At 71.5% G+C, this 19,533-nt stretch carries 20 protein-coding genes; 7 read left to right on the top strand and 13 right to left on the bottom strand.

Translation table 11 applies throughout. The annotated features are described in order from the left end of the window. Nucleotides 1-139: 139 nt before the first annotated feature. The 6 genes from ACFWAR_RS30140 to ACFWAR_RS30165 all read right to left on the bottom strand — a co-directional run bounded on the left by ACFWAR_RS30140 (nucleotide 140) and on the right by ACFWAR_RS30165 (nucleotide 4,355). Nucleotides 140-1,543 (bottom strand): 8-oxoguanine deaminase, encoded by a 1,404-nt coding sequence (locus ACFWAR_RS30140; protein WP_354383876.1) that lies wholly within the window; start codon nucleotides 1,541-1,543, stop codon nucleotides 140-142. A gap of 189 nt (nucleotides 1,544-1,732) precedes the next feature. Beyond that, nucleotides 1,733-2,656, bottom strand: coding sequence for a factor-independent urate hydroxylase (gene pucL / locus ACFWAR_RS30145; protein WP_385783805.1), 924 nt, complete (start codon nucleotides 2,654-2,656; stop codon nucleotides 1,733-1,735). 2 nt (nucleotides 2,657-2,658) lie between these two features. After that, on the bottom strand, nucleotides 2,659-3,048 hold the full coding sequence (gene uraH, locus ACFWAR_RS30150; RefSeq protein ID WP_330333425.1) for a hydroxyisourate hydrolase: 390 nt from the start codon (nucleotides 3,046-3,048) through the stop codon (nucleotides 2,659-2,661). After that, a complete protein-coding gene (gene uraD, locus ACFWAR_RS30155) occupies nucleotides 3,045-3,557 on the bottom strand; it encodes a 2-oxo-4-hydroxy-4-carboxy-5-ureidoimidazoline decarboxylase (protein WP_385783809.1) in 513 nt (170 codons plus the stop codon). Before uraD ends, uraH begins: the two co-directional genes overlap by 4 nt. Nucleotides 3,558-3,708: 151 nt before the next feature. Further along, on the bottom strand, nucleotides 3,709-4,107 hold the full coding sequence (locus ACFWAR_RS30160) for a helix-turn-helix domain-containing protein (protein ID WP_385783812.1): 399 nt from the start codon (nucleotides 4,105-4,107) through the stop codon (nucleotides 3,709-3,711). Next, nucleotides 4,104-4,355: a hypothetical protein gene (locus tag ACFWAR_RS30165; RefSeq protein ID WP_385783815.1), complete on the bottom strand. Its 252-nt coding sequence runs from the start codon at nucleotides 4,353-4,355 to the stop codon at nucleotides 4,104-4,106. The genes ACFWAR_RS30160 and ACFWAR_RS30165 overlap by 4 nt, the downstream gene beginning before the upstream one ends. A 125-nt stretch (nucleotides 4,356-4,480) precedes the next feature. On the opposite strand from ACFWAR_RS30165, the gene ACFWAR_RS30170 reads away from it, so the two are divergent. From ACFWAR_RS30170 to ACFWAR_RS30180, 3 genes are all read left to right on the top strand, one after another. Further along, on the top strand, nucleotides 4,481-5,314 hold the full coding sequence (locus tag ACFWAR_RS30170; RefSeq protein WP_385783817.1) for a TIM barrel protein: 834 nt from the start codon (nucleotides 4,481-4,483) through the stop codon (nucleotides 5,312-5,314). Nucleotides 5,315-5,389: 75 nt separating this feature from the next. Next, a complete protein-coding gene (locus ACFWAR_RS30175) occupies nucleotides 5,390-6,280 on the top strand; it encodes a 2-hydroxy-3-oxopropionate reductase (protein WP_385783820.1) in 891 nt (296 codons plus the stop codon). A gap of 242 nt (nucleotides 6,281-6,522) precedes the next feature. After that, on the top strand, nucleotides 6,523-7,980 hold the full coding sequence (locus ACFWAR_RS30180) for a catalase (RefSeq protein ID WP_385783874.1): 1,458 nt from the start codon (nucleotides 6,523-6,525) through the stop codon (nucleotides 7,978-7,980). Nucleotides 7,981-8,430: 450 nt separating this feature from the next. Here ACFWAR_RS30180 and ACFWAR_RS30185 read toward each other — a convergent pair whose 3' ends face one another. After that, a complete protein-coding gene (locus ACFWAR_RS30185) occupies nucleotides 8,431-9,423 on the bottom strand; it encodes a nitrilase-related carbon-nitrogen hydrolase (RefSeq protein WP_385783822.1) in 993 nt (330 codons plus the stop codon). After that, nucleotides 9,420-10,433, bottom strand: coding sequence for an agmatine/peptidylarginine deiminase (locus ACFWAR_RS30190; protein WP_385783825.1), 1,014 nt, complete (start codon nucleotides 10,431-10,433; stop codon nucleotides 9,420-9,422). Before ACFWAR_RS30190 ends, ACFWAR_RS30185 begins: the two co-directional genes overlap by 4 nt. Nucleotides 10,434-10,596: 163 nt before the next feature. Between ACFWAR_RS30190 and ACFWAR_RS30195 the strand changes: the two genes are divergently transcribed. Further along, nucleotides 10,597-11,187 carry a TetR/AcrR family transcriptional regulator gene (locus ACFWAR_RS30195; RefSeq protein ID WP_385783828.1) on the top strand — a complete coding sequence of 197 codons (591 nt, stop codon included), beginning with the start codon at nucleotides 10,597-10,599 and terminating at the stop codon, nucleotides 11,185-11,187. Between the two features lie 132 nt (nucleotides 11,188-11,319). Here the strand turns inward: ACFWAR_RS30195 and gcl are convergent, their stop codons facing one another. Continuing rightward, complete coding sequence (gcl, locus tag ACFWAR_RS30200; RefSeq protein ID WP_385783831.1) at nucleotides 11,320-13,107, bottom strand: glyoxylate carboligase; 1,788 nt, start codon at nucleotides 13,105-13,107, stop codon at nucleotides 11,320-11,322. Between the two features lie 240 nt (nucleotides 13,108-13,347). On the opposite strand from gcl, the gene ACFWAR_RS30205 reads away from it, so the two are divergent. The 3 genes from ACFWAR_RS30205 to ACFWAR_RS30215 all read left to right on the top strand — a co-directional run bounded on the left by ACFWAR_RS30205 (nucleotide 13,348) and on the right by ACFWAR_RS30215 (nucleotide 15,392). Further along, a complete protein-coding gene (locus tag ACFWAR_RS30205; RefSeq protein ID WP_385783834.1) occupies nucleotides 13,348-14,085 on the top strand; it encodes a hypothetical protein in 738 nt (245 codons plus the stop codon). 110 nt (nucleotides 14,086-14,195) lie between these two features. Further along, nucleotides 14,196-14,684, top strand: coding sequence for a glutathione peroxidase (locus tag ACFWAR_RS30210; RefSeq protein ID WP_385783837.1), 489 nt, complete (start codon nucleotides 14,196-14,198; stop codon nucleotides 14,682-14,684). A gap of 129 nt (nucleotides 14,685-14,813) precedes the next feature. Continuing rightward, nucleotides 14,814-15,392 (top strand): GNAT family N-acetyltransferase, encoded by a 579-nt coding sequence (locus tag ACFWAR_RS30215; protein ID WP_385783840.1) that lies wholly within the window; start codon nucleotides 14,814-14,816, stop codon nucleotides 15,390-15,392. Here the strand turns inward: ACFWAR_RS30215 and ACFWAR_RS30220 are convergent. Genes ACFWAR_RS30220 through ACFWAR_RS30235 form a run of 4 tightly spaced genes read right to left on the bottom strand, consistent with a single transcriptional unit; the run spans nucleotide 15,368 to nucleotide 19,488 of the window. Beyond that, the gene (locus tag ACFWAR_RS30220) at nucleotides 15,368-16,147 is read right to left on the bottom strand and encodes a nucleoside 2-deoxyribosyltransferase domain-containing protein (protein ID WP_385783842.1); all 780 of its coding nucleotides are present in this window, start codon (nucleotides 16,145-16,147) and stop codon (nucleotides 15,368-15,370) included. The two genes, ACFWAR_RS30215 and ACFWAR_RS30220, sit on opposite strands and share 25 nt — an antisense overlap. Continuing rightward, nucleotides 16,137-16,997, bottom strand: a complete 861-nt coding sequence (locus ACFWAR_RS30225) for an alpha/beta fold hydrolase (RefSeq protein ID WP_385783845.1) — start codon at nucleotides 16,995-16,997, stop codon at nucleotides 16,137-16,139. Before ACFWAR_RS30225 ends, ACFWAR_RS30220 begins: the two co-directional genes overlap by 11 nt. After that, nucleotides 16,994-17,974, bottom strand: coding sequence for a macrolide 2'-phosphotransferase (locus tag ACFWAR_RS30230; protein ID WP_385783847.1), 981 nt, complete (start codon nucleotides 17,972-17,974; stop codon nucleotides 16,994-16,996). Before ACFWAR_RS30230 ends, ACFWAR_RS30225 begins: the two co-directional genes overlap by 4 nt. After that, on the bottom strand, nucleotides 17,971-19,488 hold the full coding sequence (locus ACFWAR_RS30235) for an AMP-binding protein (RefSeq protein WP_385783850.1): 1,518 nt from the start codon (nucleotides 19,486-19,488) through the stop codon (nucleotides 17,971-17,973). The genes ACFWAR_RS30230 and ACFWAR_RS30235 overlap by 4 nt, the downstream gene beginning before the upstream one ends. Nucleotides 19,489-19,533 lie beyond the last annotated feature (45 nt).

Consider the following 19,533-nt stretch of genomic DNA (forward strand, 5'->3'; position numbering starts at 1 on the left):
CGGAGCGAGTGGCACGAGTCACCGTCCCCGGGGGCGCCGAAAAGAGAAGGCGGCACCACCCGGGAGCGGCTGCCGCGGACCCCGCTCGGGTCCGCGGCGACCGGTCGGGGGCCGTCCCCCCCGACCGGACTCCGTGGGATCAGGCCTGCGCGGAGATCCGCGCGAGGCGCTGCGCCTCTTCACGGGTGGACACCGCGATGGCGTCCTCGTCCGCGAAGAGCAGTCGGTTGTTCTCGACGATCTGCTTGCCGTTGACGAACGAAGCCGTCACCGGGGCCGCGGCGCCGAAGACCAGCGCGGTGACCGGGTCGGCGATCGAGGAGTGCAGGAAGGTGCTGAGGTTCCACATCACCAGGTCGGCGCACTTGCCGACCTCCAGCGAACCGATGTTGTCGGCGCGGCCGAGGACCTGGGCGCCACCGTAGGTACCGAGGCGCAGGGCCTGGCGCGCGTTGAGGGCGCGCTCGCGGTGGACGGTGTTCAGGCGGTTGATGAGGAGCGCGTTGCGCAGCTCGGTGTGCAGCTCGCCCGACTCGTTGGAGGCGGTGCCGTCCACGCCGAGGCCGACCGGAACACCGGCGGCGAGCATGTCCGGGACGCGGGCGATGCCCGCGGCCAGGCGCGCGTTGGAGGACGGGCAGTGCGCCACACCGGTCTTGGTACGGGCGAAGGCGGCGATGTCGGAGTCGTTCATGTGGACGCTGTGCGCCATCCACACGTCCTCGCCGAGCCAGCCGGTCGACTCGAAGTAGTCGGTCGGGCCCATGCCGAACAGTTCCTTGCAGAACTGCTCCTCCTCGACGGTCTCCGAGCCGTGCGTGTGCATGCGCACGCCCAGGCGGCGGGCCAGCTCGGCGCCCTGCTTCAGCAGCTCGGTGGAGACCGAGAAGGGGGAGCAGGGGGCGACGGCGACCTGGGTCATCGCGTCGAAGGAGGCGTCGTGGTACTTCTTCACGGTCGCCTCGGTGTCGGCGAGCGCGCCTTCGAGGGTCTCGACCGCGTGGTCCGGCGGCAGGCCGCCGTCCTTCTCGCTGCGGTCCATCGAGCCGCGGGCGAGGGTGAAGCGGACGCCCATCTCGGACGCGGCGCGGATGATCGAGCCGGAGAGGTCGCCGGAGCCCTTGGGGAACACGTAGTGGTGGTCCATGGCGGTGGTGACGCCGCCCTTGGCCATCGCGGCGAGGGAGCCCTGCGCGGCCGTGTACGTCATCTGCTCGTCGATGCGCGCCCAGGTCGGGTACAGCGCGACGAGCCAGTTGAAGAGGTTGTGGTCGGTGGCCAGACCACGCGTGATCCACTGGTAGAAGTGGTGGTGCGTGTTGACCAGACCGGGGGTCACGAGGTGCCCGGTGCCGTCGATCCGACGGACGACGTTCTCGAGGTTCTCGGGGGCCTTGCCCGCGCCGATGGACTCGATCTTGTTGCCGGCGACGACGACGTGGCCCGAGGCGTACTCGGTGTCCTTCGCGTCGACGGTCGCGATCGCACAGTTCTCGATGACGATGCGCTCTACCGCGCCGTCAATGGCTGCCGATGCTGCCATGGGACTTCCTCGTGCTTTCAGTGGCGGTACGGGCACGGCAAAGCCCAGGGTTTTGAGTGCCGGAGCCGGGGGCCTTGACAGCTGACAGTACTGCCGCCCCGTGTGGTGCGTCCGGGTGCCGATTCAGGAAGTTGAAGGGTGTCGCGCGGTCCCGGGGCCACTGCGGAGCCCCGGGACGCGCGTGCCGCGTCAGAGGTTGGTCATGTCCACGGGGATGCGGGCGTCGACGCCGTCCCGGAGGACCGTCGCCTCGATCAGACCGTACGGGCGGTCCGCGGCGAAGTAGACCTCGTTGTCGTTCTTGAGGCCGAAGGGCTCCAGGTCGACGAGGAAGTGGTGCTTGTTCGGGAGCGAGAAGCGGACCTCGTCGATCTCCGAACGGTGGTTGATGATGCGCGAACCCATCTGGTACAGGGTCTGCTGCAGCGACAGGGAGTAGGTCTCCGCGAAGGCCTGCAGCATGTGCTTGCGGGCCTCGGCGTAGGACTTCTCCCAGTTGGGCATCCGCTGCTCGTCGTCCGACCAGTTGAAGCGCCAGCGGGCGGACACCTGGGTCGCCAGGATCCGGTCGTAGGCTTCCTTGAGGGTCGTGTACTTGTCCTTCACGTAACCCCAGAACTCGGAGTTCGTGGAGTTCATGACGACCAGGTCCTTGAGGCCGGAGATGACCTCCCAGTTCTGACCGTCGTACGTGATCTGGGTGACCCGGGTCTCCTGGCCCTCACGGACGAAGGAGTGGTTCACCTCGTCGGAGCCGATGAACTTCGAGTTGGCGTCCGAGGTGGCGATCCGGCTCCAGGAGTACTCCTCGATCCGGATCCGGGCCTTCTTGATCGGCTCCTGGCTGTTGACGAACCAGCGCGCCAGGTGGATGCCGAACTGCTCGGCGGACTCGATGCCGTACTCCTTGGCGAACGCGTACACCGTGTTCTTGGTGGTGTCCGTCGGAAGCACGTTGGCGTTCGAGCCGGAGTAGTGGACGTCGTCCATGTCGCCCGAGAGGGCGACCGAGACGTTCAGGTCCTTGATGTGGTGGGTGTCGCCGTCCCGCGTGATCTTGACGACGCGGTTCTCTGCTTTGCCGTACTGGTTCTGGCCCAGAATCGTGGCCATGACTAGCTCCCTCGGTAAACGGAGTAGCCGAACGGGTTGAGCAGCAGCGGTACGTGATAGTGCTCGCCCGGGTTGACCGCGAACGTGATGGTCACCTCGGGGAAGAACGCACCGCTGTCCCTTACGCGGGGGGCGTCCTGCTGCGCCTCGGCTTGCTTCTTTGCGAAGTACGTCTCGGTCTCGAAATCGAGGCGTACGTGGGTGGTGCCCTCCGGCAGAGCCGGCAGGTCCTTGCAGCGGCCGTCCGCGTCGGTGGCGGAACCGCCCAGGGCGGTCCACGCGCCGTCGAGGCCCGTGCGGGCCGACAGGGCGATGGCCACGCCTTCGGCGGGGCGGCCGATGCTCGTGTCCAGGATGTGCGTGGACACGGAAGCGGTGGTGTCGGTGCTCATGCGCTCTCTTCCTCGGCGAGTCGGGTCAGGCGGATCCGGTTGATCTTCACCAGTTCGCCGCGGGCGATCTCTCGCTCCTGCTCCGGCGAGTTGGCGATCCGGGTCTTGACCGCGTCCCGCATGAACTCACCGGTCGCACCGGTGGCGCAGATGAGGAAGACGTGTCCGAACTTCTCCTGGTAGGCCAGGTTCAGTTCGAGCAGCTCGGTCTTCAGCTCTTCGGAAGCTCCGGCCATCCCCCGCTGTTCGCGGGCGGAGGTCGGGTCACCAGGCTTCGGCCGGCCGATCGGCGCGTGTCCACCCATCGCCTCGCCCAGGTCCTCGGCGGTCAGCTCCGCCATGGCGGACTCGTTGGCCGAGAAGAGGGTGTCGACGGTGGCGAAGGGGCGCTGGGCGAGCATCTTGCTCCCCCAGGCCGAGCTGGCGCACACCTCGTGCAGCTCAGCCGTGGCCGCGCTGTCGTCCAAGGTGTTGATCCGGGTGAGACCCGGGGTCGGACTCGAAGTCACGGTAGGCCTCCGTGGCCTTGTTGCTTAACGGGCTGGGCATAGCTAACGCCCTCGACAACACGGCGTCAACACTTTGTTGAAACTTCCCGTACACAAAAGCCGCCGCCCGGGTGAATAGGGCGGCGGCTCGTCACCGTGGGTCAGGCGACGTTCACTCCGGGGTCGGCTTGCCGGCCGCTTTGGGAGGGTTCGACTCCCTGTTCAAGTAGTTGTAGACGGTGAAGCGGCTGACCCCGAGGGCGCCCGCGACCGTCTCCACGCCGTGCCGGACCGAGAAGGCGCCCCGCGCCTCCAGTATCCGCACGACGTCCTGCTTGGTCTTGCGGTCCAGCTGCGCCAACGGTACGCCGTGCCGGCGCTCCAGCGCCGACAGGATGTGGTCCAGCGAGTCGGACAGCTGCGGGAGCCGTACGGCGAGCAGCTCCCGGCCCTCCCAGGCGAGCACGACGTCGTCGGGCTGGGCCAGGGCGGGATCCATCAGCTCGCCCCCCATCGCGTCCACCAGCGGCTTGACCGCGGCGACGAACGGGTGGTCACGGGGTTCGGTCACGGCGTTCCCTCCCCGATGACATTGACCTGGAGGGACACCCGGGTGGCCCCGGCGCCGAGCGCGTCGCGCAGCAGCGCGGCGACCGCGTCGAGCACGGCGTCCGACTCCCCCTCGGCGGTGTTGCCGAAGGGACCGACGTCCATCGCGTCCAGATGCGCCCGCCGCATGACCTCGCGAGCGGCCACGGCATGGGCAGGAGCCTCTTCGAGGTCGAAGGGCTCGGTCGTGAACTCCACTCTCAATCGCACGCGGTCAAGCTACCCCGCACTCGGGATTTTTCGGGAGTCCGCACTTGACAGCCACGCGAACCTCGATGCAGTCTTCCATCAAGCAGAAAACAACTTCCGCAATACGGAAGGAGCGCACACCCCTCATGGGATACACGGACCAGCGCTTCGATGTGAACCTCTCGATCCTCTTCACGGAACTCCCGCTCCTGGAGCGTCCCGCGGCTGCCGCCGCGGCCGGCTTCACCGCGGTCGAGCTGTGGTGGCCCTGGATCGAAACCCCCACTCCCGCCCAGTCGGAGCTGGACGCCCTCAAGAAGGCTCTTGAGGACGCCGGCACCCAGCTGGTGGGCCTGAACTTCTACGCCGGTCAGCTGCCCGGGCCGGACCGCGGTGCGGTGTCCGTGCCGGGCGAGGAGTCGGACCGCTTCAACGCCAACATCAACGTGGCCGCGGACTTCGCCGCCTCGGTCGGCTGCAAGGCCCTGAACGCCCTCTACGGCAACCGCGTCGAGGGCGTGGACCCCGCGGTCCAGGACGAGCTGGCCCTGGAGAACCTGGTCGTGGCCGCCCGCGCCGCCGACCGGGTCGGAGCGATCCTCCTGATCGAGACGCTCAACAAGCCGGAGTCGCCGCTCTACCCGCTGGTGAGCGCCCCCGCCGGCATCGCGGTGGTGGACAAGGTGAACGAGGCCACCGGCCTCGGCAACGCCAAGTTCCTGCTCGACCTGTACCACCTGGCGATGAACGATGAGGACCTCTCGGAGGTCATCGAAAAGTACGCCGCCAAGACCGGGCACGTCCAGATCGCGGACAAGCCGGGACGCGGCGCCCCGGGCACCGGTGAGCTTCCCCTGGAGGAGCTCCTGGACCAGCTGAAGAAGGCCGGATACGAGGGCTACGTAGGCCTCGAGTACAAGGCCGCCGACGCCGCCGCGTCCTTCGAGTGGCTGGCCGCCGAGGCCCGCGCCGCGAAGTAGGCGGACAAAGTCCGGGCGATCAGCCAGGCACGCCACACACTTTTCGTACAAAGCATTAAGAGAAGGACCCTCATCATGAGCAACCTCCCCAAGCTCGCCTGGATCGGCCTCGGAATCATGGGCTCCCCCATGGCCGAGAACCTCCTGAAGGCCGGTTACTCGGTCACCGGCTTCACGCTGGAGCAGGACAAGCTGGACCGCCTGGCCGCCGCCGGTGGCAACGCCGCCGGCTCGATCGTCGAGGCCGTCAAGGACGCCGACGTCATCATCACGATGGTGCCCGCCTCCCCGCAGGTCGAGGCCATCTCCTACGGTGCGAACGGCATCCTCGAGAACGCCAAGTCCGGCGCGCTGATCATCGACATGTCGTCGATCACCCCGCAGACCTCGGTCGACCTGGCGAAGAACGCTGCCGAGAAGGGCATCCGCGTCATCGACGCGCCCGTCTCCGGCGGCGAGGCCGGCGCCATCGAGGCCGTACTGTCGATCATGGTCGGCGGCGAGCAGGCCGACTTCGACGAGGCGCTCCCGGTCCTGGAGGCCCTCGGCAAGACCATCGTGCTCTGCGGCCCGCACGGCTCCGGCCAGACGGTCAAGGCCGCGAACCAGCTCATCGTCGCGGTGAACATCCAGGCGTGCGCCGAGGCCGTCGTCTTCCTCGAGAAGTCCGGCGTGAACCTCCAGGCCGCCCTGGACGTCCTCAACGGCGGTCTGGCCGGCTCCACGGTCCTGACCCGCAAGAAGGACAACTTCCTGAACCGCGACTTCAAGCCCGGTTTCCGGATCGACCTGCACCACAAGGACATGGGCATCGTCACCGACGCCGCCCGCAACGTCGGTGCGGCCCTCCCGGTCGGCGCGGTCGTCGCCCAGCTGGTCGCCTCGCTGCGCGCCCAGGGTGACGGCGGCCTGGACCACTCCGCGCTGCTGCGCGCGGTCGAGCGCCTCTCCGGCGCCCAGATCTGAGCCCGCGGCCCGCACGCCGGGCCGCCGCTCCCTCCCCTCCGGGGGACCTGAGTTTCCGGATGGTGCCGGTGCTGACACCTGTCCTGTCGCGCCCAAGCGCCGGCACCGTCCGGATCACCTCACCTCCAGCCTTTCTTCATCTTTCTTCAACAAACTGTTGACGTTGAGTTCTCGCCGAAATTAGGCTCCTCCGCATGACGGAAGACTCTTTCCGCCAGCAGTTACCCGTACGGAAGGTCACCATGTCGAAGCGCACGCTGACGACCGAGTCCGGCGCCCCGGTCGCCGACAACCAGAACTCCGCCACCGCCGGCGTCGGTGGCCCGCTCCTGATTCAGGACCAGCAGCTCCTTGAGAAGCTCGCCCGCTTCAACCGCGAGCGCATCCCGGAGCGCGTGGTGCACGCCCGCGGCAGCGCCGCGTACGGCCACTTCGAGGTGACGGACGACGTCACCGCGTACACCAGCGCCGCGTTCCTGAACACGGTCGGCAAGAAGACCGAGACCTTCCTGCGGTTCTCCACCGTGGCCGACTCGCTCGGCGGCGCGGACGCCGTGCGCGACCCCCGCGGTTTCGCCCTGAAGTTCTACACCGAAGAGGGCAACTACGACCTCGTCGGCAACAACACCCCGGTGTTCTTCATCAAGGACCCGATCAAGTTCCCCGACTTCATCCACTCCCAGAAGCGCGACCCCTTCACGGGCAAGCAGGAGCCGGACAACGTCTGGGACTTCTGGGCGCACGCCCCCGAGGCGACGCACCAGATCACCTGGCTGATGGGTGACCGCGGCATCCCGGCGTCCTACCGCCACATGAACGGCTACGGCTCCCACACGTACCAGTGGACCAACGCCCAGGGCGAGTCCTTCTTCGTCAAGTACCACTTCAAGACGAACCAGGGCATCCGCTGCCTTTCGGGCGAGCAGGCCGCCGAGCTCGTCGGCTCGGACGCGAACTCGCACCAGACCGACCTGCTCCAGGCGATCGAGCGCGGCGTGAACCCGAGCTGGACCCTCTACGTCCAGATCATGCCGGCCGCCGAGGCCGCGGACTACCGCTTCAACCCCTTCGACCTCACCAAGGTGTGGCCGCACAGCGACTACCCGCTGCAGCGCGTGGGCCGCCTGGTCCTCGACCGCAACCCGGACAACGTCTTCGCCGAGGTCGAGCAGTCGGCGTTCTCCCCGAACAACTTCGTCCCGGGCATCACCGCCTCGCCGGACAAGATGCTCCAGGGCCGCCTCTTCGCCTACGCCGACGCCCAGCGCTACCGCCTCGGTGTGAACCACACCCTGCTGCCGGTCAACGCTCCGAAGGCGGGCAAGGCCGACAACTACGGCCGCGACGGCGTCATGGCGCTGCGCAACGGCTCGCGCCACGACAAGAACTACGAGCCCAACTCGCACCAGGGTCCGGCCGAGACCGGTCTGGCGCTCGGCGCTCCGCTCGCGGTCAGCGGCTACACGGGCACGCACGAGGCCCCGGCCCACACCAAGGACGACGACTTCTTCCAGGCCGGCGAGCTCTACCGGCTGATGTCCGAGGACGCCAAGCAGCGTCTGGTGGCGAACATCGCCGGTGGCCTCTCGCAGGTCACGCTGGAGGACGTCATCGAGAAGAACCTGGCTCACTTCCACGCTGCGGACGCCGACTACGGCAAGCGCGTCGAGGAGGCCGTTCGCGCCCTGCGCGAAGGCTAGGAGCCCACAGGCTGCGTCCGGAATTTGACGGGAGGTCAGATTCCGGGTGCTGAGCCCGCACCGCGAACCCGGATGAGGGGTGGTACGCGGTGAGGGCAGGACGAGGACCGCGGTGGTGTCGAGCCAGTGCGGTGGTAAAGGCCCAGCGGCTTGTCTCTTGACCTGAGGGAGACGAAGCCAAGGTGTCCTGTCGCCACCACCGCGGTCCCAGCCACTCCTCTCCTTCTCCTTATATATAGGGGGCCACGCACAGTGCCCCCTGTGGACCACGGAGAACGAGCAGGACCACCTCCCCCACGAACCCCGCCCGGCGGGTGCGAATGTCCTGTCGCGCCAGCCTCGTCCCGTCGGGCGGTAACAGACCAGAGCGCCGAGTCACGGACGGTCCCGTGACTCGGCGCTTTGTCGTGTCCGTACCGGCCGCCCCGCACGGGCGGCCGGTACGGGTGCTCAGCCGGTGCGCTCGGTGAGCTGGCCGTAGAGCTCCGGGCGCCGGGTCTGCATCAGGCCGAACTCCAGCCAGTCCCGGCGCTGGTCGAGGTCGAGGTCGGCGACCAGGACGGCGGGGCGATCGCGCGGGGCGCGGAGCACGACCCGGCCGTAGGGGTCGGAGATGAACGAGGACCCGTAGAAGGTGGAGCGGCCCTCGGTGCCGATGCGGTTCGGCACGATCATGAAGAGCGCGTTGGCCAGGCCGTTCGCGCTGATCGCGTGCTCCCACATGGGCCGGGTGTCGAAGTCCGGGAGGTCCACCTCCGAGCCGATGGCCGTGGGGTGCACCAGGATCTCCGCCCCGTGCAGGCCGTAGGCCCGGGCCAGCTCGGGGAACCACTCGTCCCAGCAGGTGGGGAAGCCGAAGCGGGCCCCTTCGAGGCCGACCACCGGGAATCCGCTGTCGCCGGGCCGGAAGCACAGGTCCTCGCGGTAGCCGGGGAAGGCCGGGATGTGGTTCTTGCGGGTACGGGCGACCAGCTTGCCGTCCGGATCCACGCAGACCGCGGTGTTGTAGCCGAGGCCGCCGTCCTCGGCCCGCTCGTAGAGCGAGGCGTGCACGGTGATGCCCAGGCCGGTGGCCAGTTCGGTGATCAGCCGGACGGTCGGGCCGTCCTCGACGTCCTCCAGGTAGCGGGCGGCGCCGTCGGCCATGGGGTCGTCGGTGTTGCAGAAGTAGGGGCTGCGGGTCAGCTCGGGCAGGCAGACCACCTTCGCGCCCTCGGAGGCGGCCAGCGCCACGCCCTCGCGCAGCCGCTCGTCGTGCTCGGCCTCGTCGGCGTACCAGCGCGTCTGGACCAGCCCGACGCGCAGCGCGGGGCGCTCGGCGGGCTGGAACCGGGCCGGGGAGCCGAGCGGGGAGCCGTAGCAGGTGTGCAGCTCGTACCCGTCGGCGGAGGCCGTGGCGGTGACGGTGCCCGCACCCGTGGCGGGGGCGTCGGCGGTGCTCACGCGGTGAGGTCCTTCGGGATCTGCTGCGTGATGCAGTGGACGCCGCCGCCGCCGTACGCGAGGACCGGGGCCGGTACGCCGACCACCTTGCGGCCGGGCAGGGCCGCGGCGATGACGGCGAGGGCCGCCTCGTCGGCCGCCGTGCCGCCGACCGGGACCACGCAGCCGCCGTTGGCCAGGTAGAAGTTGAGGTAGCAGACCTCGACCGGGGCGCCGTCCACCTCGCCGTAGACGGTCTGCGGGACCTTGACGATCTCCAGCGCGCGGCCGCGGGCGTCCGTACTGGCCTCCAGGACGGCGAGGTTGGCGCGCATCCGGGCGTAGTCGGGGTGCGCCGGGTCCTCCGGGAGGGAGACGACGACCCGGGCGGGCGCGGCGAAGGCGGCGACGCCGTCGACGTGTCCGTCGGTCTCGGTGTCCTCCAGGCCCCCGTAGGGCAGCCAGATCACCTTCTCGACGCCGAGCCGGCGCTTCAGCTCGTCCTCGATCTCGGCGCGACTCATCCGCGGGTTGCGGTTGGGGTGGAGCAGGCACTGCTCGGTGGTGATCAGGGTGCCCTCGCCGTCCACGGTGAAGGCACCGCCCTCCAGGATCATCGAGGAGTGCACGCGCGGGATGCCGAGGCGGTCCAGCAGCAGCCCCGAGAGCTTGTCGTCGGCGGCCCAGGGGTGGTGCTTCTCGCCCCAGGCGTTGAAGCGGAAGTCGACGCCGACCCGGGCGCCGTGCTCGTCGTAGGCGAAGATCGGGGCGGAGTCGCGGAGCCAGGAGTCGTCGATCGGCAGCTCGGTGACCTCGATGCCGGGATCGTCGCCGCAGTAGGCGCGGGCCTCGTCGGCGCGGCCGGGCGCGGCGATCATGATGACCGGCTCGAAGGCGGCGATGGCGCGGGCCACGGCGGCGTACTCGTGCTTGGCGGCCTCGAAGGCGGGGCCCCACAGGGACGGACGGGTCGGCCAGGCCATCAGGCAGGCTTCGTGCTCGGCCCACTCGGCGGGCATGCGCGGGTTCATCGGAGTACTCCCTCGGTACGGCGGGCCCCGGCTCCATACGGCTGACTAAATTTTCAGTCAGAACGATTCGCCTGAAAGGCGGGTCAGGAAGGCCGGTGAGGGCTATCGTGATACCTGACTGAAAGGTCAGTCAAGGGGTTACCGACCGGAAGGTGCGATCCGCGTGGCAGATCGTCAAGTGCTGATCCTCGAAGCAGCGGTACGGGTCATCGCGCGCAGCGGCGTGCGGGGCCTGCGCGTCGAGGAGCTGGCGGCCGAGGCCGACGTCTCGACCGCGCTGATCTACTACCACTTCAAGGACCGCGCGGGCCTGATCCGGCGCACCCTCGACTTCATCAGCGCCCGTGCCACCGGATACACCGACGAGGCGCACAGCAGCGCGCGGGACCCCCGCGCGCTCCTCCTCCAGCTGCTGCTCGGCGAGCTCCAGGACACCGCCCGGGTGCGCGAGAACAGCATCGCGTGGGGCGAGCTGCGGGCCAGCGCCATCTTCGACGACGACCTGCGCGAGACCCTGGCGCGCTCCACGCGCACCTGGTGCCGGGACACCGCCGACTCCGTCGCCGACGCCCAGGCGGCCGGTCTGGCCGACCTGCGGGCCGACCCGGAGGACGTCGCGGAGCGGCTCACGGCGCTGGTGGAGGGGCTCAGCGAGCGCTGGCTGAGCGGCTCGCTGACCGTCGAGCGGGCGCGCGCCCTGCTCGCGGGCGCGGTGGACGCGGAGCTGGGCCCGCGGCCGACCGAGCCCGCCTGAGAACCGGGCCGCACGGTGGAACGGGGTCCGGGACCTGTGGCCCGGATGTGACGCGGAACGGCCCCCGTCCCTCCTGGAGGAGGGACGGGGGCCGCTGCGTGGTGCTAGACCAGCCAGGTGGAAAGAGGCGGACTAGGCGGAGATCGGGCGGATCGCGGTCGGGGCGTGACCCGGCTCGGTCGCGAGCTCTTCGAACTCGGTGACGTCGCTCATGTCGACCGTCTTGCTCATCGCGATGTTGGTGACGCGCTCCAGGATGGCCTCGACGACGACCGGGACGCTGTACTCGGCGGCCAGCTTCTTGGCCTCCTCGAGAGCGGCACCCAGCTCGTTCGGGTCCGTGACGCGGATGGCCTTGCAGCCGAGACCCTCGACGACCTTGACGTGGTCGACGCCGTAGACGCCCAGCTCGGGGGCGTTGATGTTCTCGAATTCGAGGTTGACCTCGAAGTTGATGCCGAGACCGCCCTGCGCCTGACGGATCAGGCCCAGGTAGGCGTTGTTCACCAGGACGTGGACGTACGGGATCTTGTGCTGCGCACCGACGGCCAGCTCCTCCAGCATGAACTGGAAGTCGTAGTCGCCGGACAGGGCGACGACGGGGGTCTGCGGGTCGGCGGTGGCGACGCCCAGCGCGGCCGGGATGGTCCAGCCGAGCGGACCGGCCTGGCCGCAGTTGATCCAGTGGCGCGGCTTGAAGACGTGCAGCATCTGCGCACCGGCGATCTGGGACAGACCGATGGTGGTGACGTAGCGGGTCTCCGGGCCGAAGGCCTTGTTCATCTCCTCGTAGACGCGCTGCGGCTTCATGGGGATGTTGTCGAAGTGCGTGCGGCGCTGCAGCGAGCCCTTGCGCTCCAGGTGCGAGGCGACCCAGGCGCTGTAGTCGGGCAGCTTGCCCTCGGCCTTGAGCTCCTTGGCGACCTCGATGAAGATCGTCAGCGCGGCCTTGGCGTCGGAGACGATGCCCAGGTCCGGGGCGAAGATCTTGCCGATCTGGGTCGGCTCGATGTCGACGTGGACGAACTTGCGGTCGCCGCGGTAGGCGTCCAGGTTGTAACCGGTGTGGCGGTTGGCCCAGCGGTTGCCGACGCCCAGGACGAAGTCCGACTCCAGGAACGTCGCGTTGCCGTAGCGGTGCGAGGTCTGGACGCCGACCATGCCGGCGGCCAGCTCGTGGTCGTCCGGGATGGTGCCCCAGCCCATGAGGGTGGAGATGACCGGGACGCCGACCAGCTCGGCGAACTCGACCAGCAGGTCCGAGGCGTCGGCGTTGATGATGCCGCCACCGGCGACGATCAGCGGGCGCTCGGAGGCGAGCAGGTACTGGATCGCGCGCTCGGCCTGCTTGCGGGTCGCGGCCGGCTTGTGCACGGGCAGCGGCTCGTACAGGTCGGGGTCGAACTCGATCTCGGTCAGCTGGACGTCGATCGGGAGGTCGATGAGGACCGGGCCCGGACGGCCGGAGCGCATCAGGTAGAAGGCCTCCTGGAACACGCCGGGGACCTGCGCGGCCTCCAGGACCGTGGTGGCCTTCTTGGTGACCGGCTTGGCGATCGACGCGATGTCGACGGCCTGGAAGTCTTCCTTGTGGAGCTTGGAGACCGGGGCCTGACCGGTGATGCACAGGATCGGGATCGAGTCCGCGATGGCCGAGTACAGGCCGGTGATCATGTCGGTACCGGCGGGGCCGGACGTACCGATGCAGACGCCGATGTTGCCCGGGGTCGTGCGGGTGTAGCCCTCGGCCATGTGCGAGGCGCCCTCGACGTGGCGGGCGAGGGTGTGGGCGATGCCGCCCACGTTCTTGAGCTCGCGGTAGAACGGGTTGATCGCAGCGCCGGGCACGCCGAACGCTTGCGAAACGCCCTCGCGCTTGAGGATCTCCACTGCAGCGGCGGCGGCTGTCATACGAGGCATCGAGTTCTCCTGCGGGTCTGACGGTCAGGCTTTTCCGTAATCCGGAAGTTTTGTTCTGCTATACGGAACAAGCTAAGCGGCGGCTTCGCGCACGTCAAGGCGGTGGGGAACCCCGGAAAGCACCAAAAGCCGCGATCTTCTCGGTGAGTTGCACTAATGACCGGGTCCGCGGGCACCGCGGTGGTGGAGCATGGACCCACCCGCGCGGGGGCGCACGGCGACGGAGGGGGACACACGGCCATGGCGGAATCGGTACCGGTGCGCTGCCCGGCGTGCCTGCGCGAGAACGGTTACACCGCCCCTTCCTTCCCGTGCGCCTGCGGGAGCCCGGTCACGCCCCCGCTGGACCGCTCGGCGGCGCCCCGGCCGCTGACCCGGCGCACCTGGTCGGAGGCCTGGGTCGCGGTGCGGTGCGGGGCCTGCGGGCGGGTGGGCGAGTGGCCGCACCCCGAGGTGGGCTGCGGGTCGTGCGGGACGGTGTGCCGGGTGCCGGTGCACCCGGTGGACGACGCGGGTCACGGGGGTCCGGGGCACCCGGCGGATCCGCGGGCCGCGCACGCCGCGCCGCCGAGCGCGCCCGCGCCGCGGCCCGCCTTCCGGCCGGTGACCATCCGTACGGCCCGGGACGCGGTGTCGACGGCCGCCCTCTACCTGCGCTGGCTGGGCTTCACGGACGTGCGCCAGCCCGACGGGCCGGTGGCGCCCGCCGCGGCGGTGGACCTGCGGGCGCCCGGACTGGTCGCCCAGGTGGATCCGACGACGGCGCCGACGGGGCTGCGCGCGGTGGAGTGCGTCTGGCTGAACGGCCTGACCGCGTCCTCGTCCTGCGCCTACTTCTCGCTGGCCGGGTACACGCAGGACGCGCGGGAGCGCGCGGACGACCTCGGGATACCGCTCTTCGTGATGGACCTGACCGGAATGCCCCAGCCGATCAACGACCCGGCGGACGAGCTGGCGGGGACGGGGGCCCGGGGCTGAGCCCGGGGGGACCGCCTAGGGTCGGACGGAACGCGTGGCGCGGGGCGGAACACCTCGTTCGCGCGCGTTGTTGCTCCGTCTGTCAGTCCTGCCCTTCCGAGGAGAGCGCCTTGAGCCTGTACGACATCCCCCTGACCACCCTGTCCGACGAGCCCACCAGCCTCGCGGCGCACAAGGGCAAGGCGATCCTGCTGGTGAACACCGCTTCCCAGTGCGGGCTGACCCCCCAGTACTCGGGCCTGGCCCGCCTCCAGTTCGCGTACGCCGACAAGGGCTTCACCGTCATCGGCGTGCCGTGCAACCAGTTCGGCGGCCAGGAGCCCGGCACGGCGGACGACATCCAGACGTTCTGCGCCACCGGTTTCGGCGTCACCTTCCCCATGCTGGAGAAGTCCGAGGTCAACGGTGAGAACCGACACCCGCTGTACACGGAGCTGGTGAAGACCGCCGACGCCGAGGGCGAGGCGGGCGACATCCAGTGGAACTTCGAGAAGTTCCTGATCTCCCCCGAGGGCGAGGTCGTCGGCCGCTTCCGTCCGCGCACCGAGCCGGAGGCCCCCGAGCTCGTTGCCGCCATCGAGGCGCTGCTCCCCGCCTGACCCGCGGCAGGTGGCCCGGCCGGGTCCGTCCCGGCCGGGCCGGGGGTCCGCGGGTCGCGGGGCCGTGCGGGGCGCCGTAACCGGCTGAAACCCGCCCCTTCCCGGGCAGGTCGGTCGTAGCCTCGCGTCATGACCACTCCCTTGCAGACCCCCGACACCGACGGCGCGGCCTACGCGCTCCGGGCCGCCCGGCCCGAGGACACCGAGGCCATCGAGGCGCTCGACGGGTCCTTCACCACCGCGAGCGTCTTCCGGGTGGCCGTCACCGCCGACGGCTTCGCCCTGCGCGAGGTCCCGGTGGATCCGCCCCTGACCAAGGTCTTCCCCGAGGACGACGGCAGCGGCGAGGAGGACGGTGCGCAGGACGGCGACCACACCGTGGTGGCCATCGGCGCCGACGGCGCCCTCGCCGGCTTCGTCACCGTCTCCTACAACCCGTGGAACCGCCGACTGACCATCGAGGACATCGAGGTCGCCCCGGAGCACCGGGGCCGGGGCGTGGGCCGGGCCCTGATGGGGCGTGCGCGGGACGTCGCGGCCGAGCACGGCGCCGGGCACGTCTGGCTGGAGGTCACCAACGTCAACGCCCCGGCCGTGCACGCCTACCGGCGGATGGGCTTCGCCTTCTGCGGCCTGGACACCGCCCTCTACCTGGGCACCGAGTCGGAGGGCGAGCACGCGCTCTACATGAGCGCCCCCTGCCCCTGAGCCGCGAGCAGCCGGTGGACCCCGGGGGCGGCGCCGTCGCCCGGCGCCACCTCGACGGTCAGCAGCCAGGCGGCGGCGTCCGGGCCGCCGGTCGGCGCGTACCACTCGACGCGCGCGTCGAGCAGGCGGTCGCCGTCCCCGAGGCGCCGTGCGTACCACTGCCGGAACTCCGCGCTGCGCCACACCGCCAGCGGTACGCAGCGCTCCGCTCCGGCCCGCTCCTCCCCCGGTCCGGCGACGCGCAGGGCCGCGGCGGCCGCGCCCGCGACGGTGCGTTCCACCGGGACGCCGAGCGCCTCGGCGAAGTGCAGCAGGTACGCCATGCGCTCGGCCTGCGGCGGCGCGCCGAGCACGGCGCGGCCGGAGCCGCACCAGGTGCCCCACTTGATGTTCGAGACCAGGCCGGGGAGGCGCTCCATGTCCCGGGGGATCCAGAAGAGGATCGCGTCCGAGCGGCGCATGGCCTCCTCCTCCCAGGCGATCTGGTCCGCGTACGGGGGGTAGCCGCCGCCGGGCACCGGCTCGGGCAGGAAGACCGCCAGCCCGCCGGTGCCCGTCCACGCGGCCCGCAGCGCGGCCACGGCGTCCGGGCGCCAGGAGGGCTCGGCGGGGTCGACGGGGGTGGGGCCGCACAGGTACACGGCCGCGGCCCAGGAGGCGGGCGCCTCCTGACCGACGTACACGACGTCGACGACGGGCGCGGTGGCGCTCGGCGCGGGGGCGGGGTCGGTCGCGGGGGCCGTTTCAGTGGACACGGGCTGCTCCGGGGTCGGTCGGGGTCAGGGTGGCGAGGAAGTCCAGCAGGAGGGCGTTGAAGGCGGCGGGCCGTTCCAGGAAGCCGAGGTGGCCGGTGTCGGGCAGCTCCGTCCAGCGGGCGCCGGGGATCGCCCCCGCCACCTCCCGGCCGAGCGGCGCGGGCGCCAGCAGGTCGTCGGCGAAGCCCACGACCCGCACCGGTGCGGTGATCCGGGCGCAGTCGGCCAGCCGGTCGCGGTCGGGCGCGGCCGGGCCGTGGGCGCTGGTGGCTCCGGTCAGGGCGGCGATCTCGAACAGGTCGAGCCATTCCTCGACCGCGCCCCCGTCGGCCAGGGTCCGCGGCGAGAGGTTCTGTCCCAGGCGGACGAAGGCCTCGTACGCGGGCGGCAGGCGGCCGCCCGCGTCGGCGAGGGCGGCTTCGGCGCGCGCCATCGCCCGACCGACCGGGTCGGGCCGGCCCCGGGTCGCGGCGAGCAGCGCGCCACTGGCCAGCCGCGGCTCCTCCAGGAGCAGCTCCTGGACGGCGAGGGCGCCGAGGGAGTGGCCGACCAGGGGGCAGGGCGGCAGCGCGAGGAAGGTCACCAGCTCGCTCACCGCGCGGGCGAGCGCGACCGGTCCGGTCGCCCCGGGCGGGTGGTCGAAGGTCACCGCCCGATGCCCGGCCGCGGTCAGGGCGGGCACCTGGTGGTGCTCCCAGATCCGCCCGCTGCCGCCCGCCCCGGCGACCAGCACCACCGGTGCGCCCGCGGCACCGGCCGGGGAGTGGAGGGTGTACGCCGCTCCCCCGGGCGTGCGGCCCGTCGTACGGTCCGCCCCGCGGTCCGGCTCCGCGCCGGTGGGGCCGGTCACGGCGCCATCCTGGTCAGCGCCGTGCGCACCCAGGCGGGGCGGCCGGTGTCCAGGCCGCGCAGGGCCACGTGCACCCACAGGAACGAGGCGCGCGCGAGGATGTGCGCCCGCATGCCGGCGGGGACCTCGCCGCCCGCCGCCCGGTAGGCGTCCAGGAGGCCGTCGAGGACCTCGGTCCCGCCCGCGTAGAGCATGTCGACGAAGTCGGCCGCCGGGTCGCCCACGGCGGCGTTGGCCCAGTCCAGCAGCCCGGACAGGACCGGCGGTCCGGCCGGTGGGCGGACCACGAGGGTGTGCCCGGGGTGCACGTCGCCGTGGACGAGCGTCAGTCGGCGCGGCCACAGGCCGTCGTCGTCGAGCCAGCTCTCCCAGCGCCGGATCCCCTCGGCGGGGAGCGGCAGTTCGGCCCGGGCCCGGGCGAGCCGGGCCGCGATCGCGGCGCGTACGGCGTCGGGTCCGGCCGGGGCCGGGCCGGGCAGGAGCGGGGCGCCGTCGGCTCCTTCGAGTGCGGTGGCGTGCACCGCGACGAGGGTGCGGGCGAGCGGCTCCAGGTAGCCGGTCGGGTGGGCGAGCGGGTCGGTCGACCAGCCGTAGACCAGGGTGTCGGGGTCCTCGCTCCCGGCCGGTTCGCCGGGCAGGCGGGGATAGGCGACCAGGTCCGGGGCGTGCAGGCGCCAGTCGGGCACCGGGACCGGGACGCGGTCGCGCACGGCGGCCAGTACGGCTCCCTCGACGGCGAGTTGGCGCGCGGCCTCGGGCCGCCGCGGGCTGCGCAGGATCCACGGGGTTCCGTCGGCGGCCCGGATGTGGGTGACCCGGAAGTCCCAGCCCGTTTCGTCGGGTCGGGCGCTCGCCGGGTCGAGTTCCACGCCGAGGTGCCGGGAGGCGCGGGCGGCGAGGGCGGCCGTGTCCTTCGCGGCGTCGGTGCCGGGCCGTCCGTCCGGGGCGGCGGCCTTCCGGGCGGGGGCGGCGGTCATCGGGTCGCTCCCGCGGTCGGTACGTGCCGGTCACGGGTGGCGTCGCGGTCCACCTTGCCGGTGTGCGTCCGTTCCAGCTCGGCGACCGGCACGAGGAGGCTCGGTACGAGGTGCGGGGGCGCGGTGCGGGCCAGCCGGGCGCGGACCGCCGCCGCGACGGCGGTCGGGTCGTGGTCCGGCAGCGGTACGAAGAACGCGGCCAGCGTGCTGTGTTCGGCCCGTTCCACCCGGGCGGCGGCGACGGCCAGCACCCCCTCGCAGTCGCCGACGAGGGCCTCCACCGCGATCAGGTCCACCCGGTGGCCGCGGATCTTGACCTGGTGGTCGGAGCGGCCCCGGAAGACCACGGCGCCGTCGGCCGTCTCGGACACCAGGTCGCCGGTGCGGTACCAGCGGGTTCCGTCGCGCTCGGCGAACCGGGCGGCGGTGCCCGCCGGGTCGCCGTGGTAGCCGAGGGCCAACCCCGGTCCGGACACGTGCAGTTCGCCGGTGGCGGCGTCGACGTACTGCCCGATGTGCGGCAGCGGCCGCCCCACGGGCAGGTCCCCGTCGGGGTCGGCGAGTGCGGGTGCGCCCGGCCCGGCCAACTGCACCGCGTGCGTCACCAGCGCGGTCTCGGTGGACCCGTAGGTGTTGAGCAGCCGCACGCCGGACGCGCCGAGGCGCTGCCAGCGCCGGAGCATGTCGGCGCGCACGGCCTCGCCGCCGATCACCACCGTGCGCAGGGACGCGGGGAGTCGGGCGCCCCGGTGGAGCAGGTCGCCGGTGAGGGCGTACCAGAAGCCGGTGGGCAGGACGGCGACGGAGACCTCCTGGTCCTCGACGACCTCGGCGAAGCGCTCGCGCGCCGCGTCGTCGATGACGAGGGTCGCACCGGCGGTCAGGGTCGGGAGGATCTCCTCCAGGCTGGTGTCGCCGCCCGCGCCGTGGAAGTGCAGCACGCTCTCGCCCGGTCCGACGCCGTAGAGGTCGCGCAGCAGCGGCACCACGGCCGCCGGAGCCCGGTGCGGCACCACCACGCCCTTGGGCTCGCCGGTGGAGCCCGAGGTGAACAGCACGTACGCGGGGTCCTCGGGGCCCGCGCCGGAGCGGGGGTGCACGGCCGCCCGCGCGGGGGTCACCGGCGCGGGCGTCCAGCGCGGGCGGTGCACCACGGGGACGGGGGGCTGCCAGCCGGTGTCCGCGGTGGCGACGGCCTCGTGGACGCCGAGCCGGTCCAGGACCGCCTCCAGCCGGGCCCCGGGGTGGTCGGCCTCCAGCGGTACGTAGGCGCGGCCCGCCGCGAGCACGCCCAGGACGGCCGCCACGTCCCGGGCCGAGTGGTGCGCGACGATCCCCACGGGGGGCTGCGGCCGCCCGGTGCGCGGGGCGAGGGAGCCGGCCACCTCCAGTGCCCAGGCGGCGAGGGTGCCGTAGCCGACGGCGAGCCCGTTGTCGACGACGGCGGGGCGGGCCGGATCGGCGCGGGCCGTCGCGAAGAAGGGTTCCAGAAAATCGATTCCGGCGGACTGCATTGTGATCGTCCTCGTCCTGTTGGAATATGAGCGGGTGCGAATATC

The sequence above is a fragment of the Streptomyces sp. NPDC059917 genome, from assembly GCF_042730635.1.
Taxonomy (GTDB): domain Bacteria; phylum Actinomycetota; class Actinomycetes; order Streptomycetales; family Streptomycetaceae; genus Streptomyces.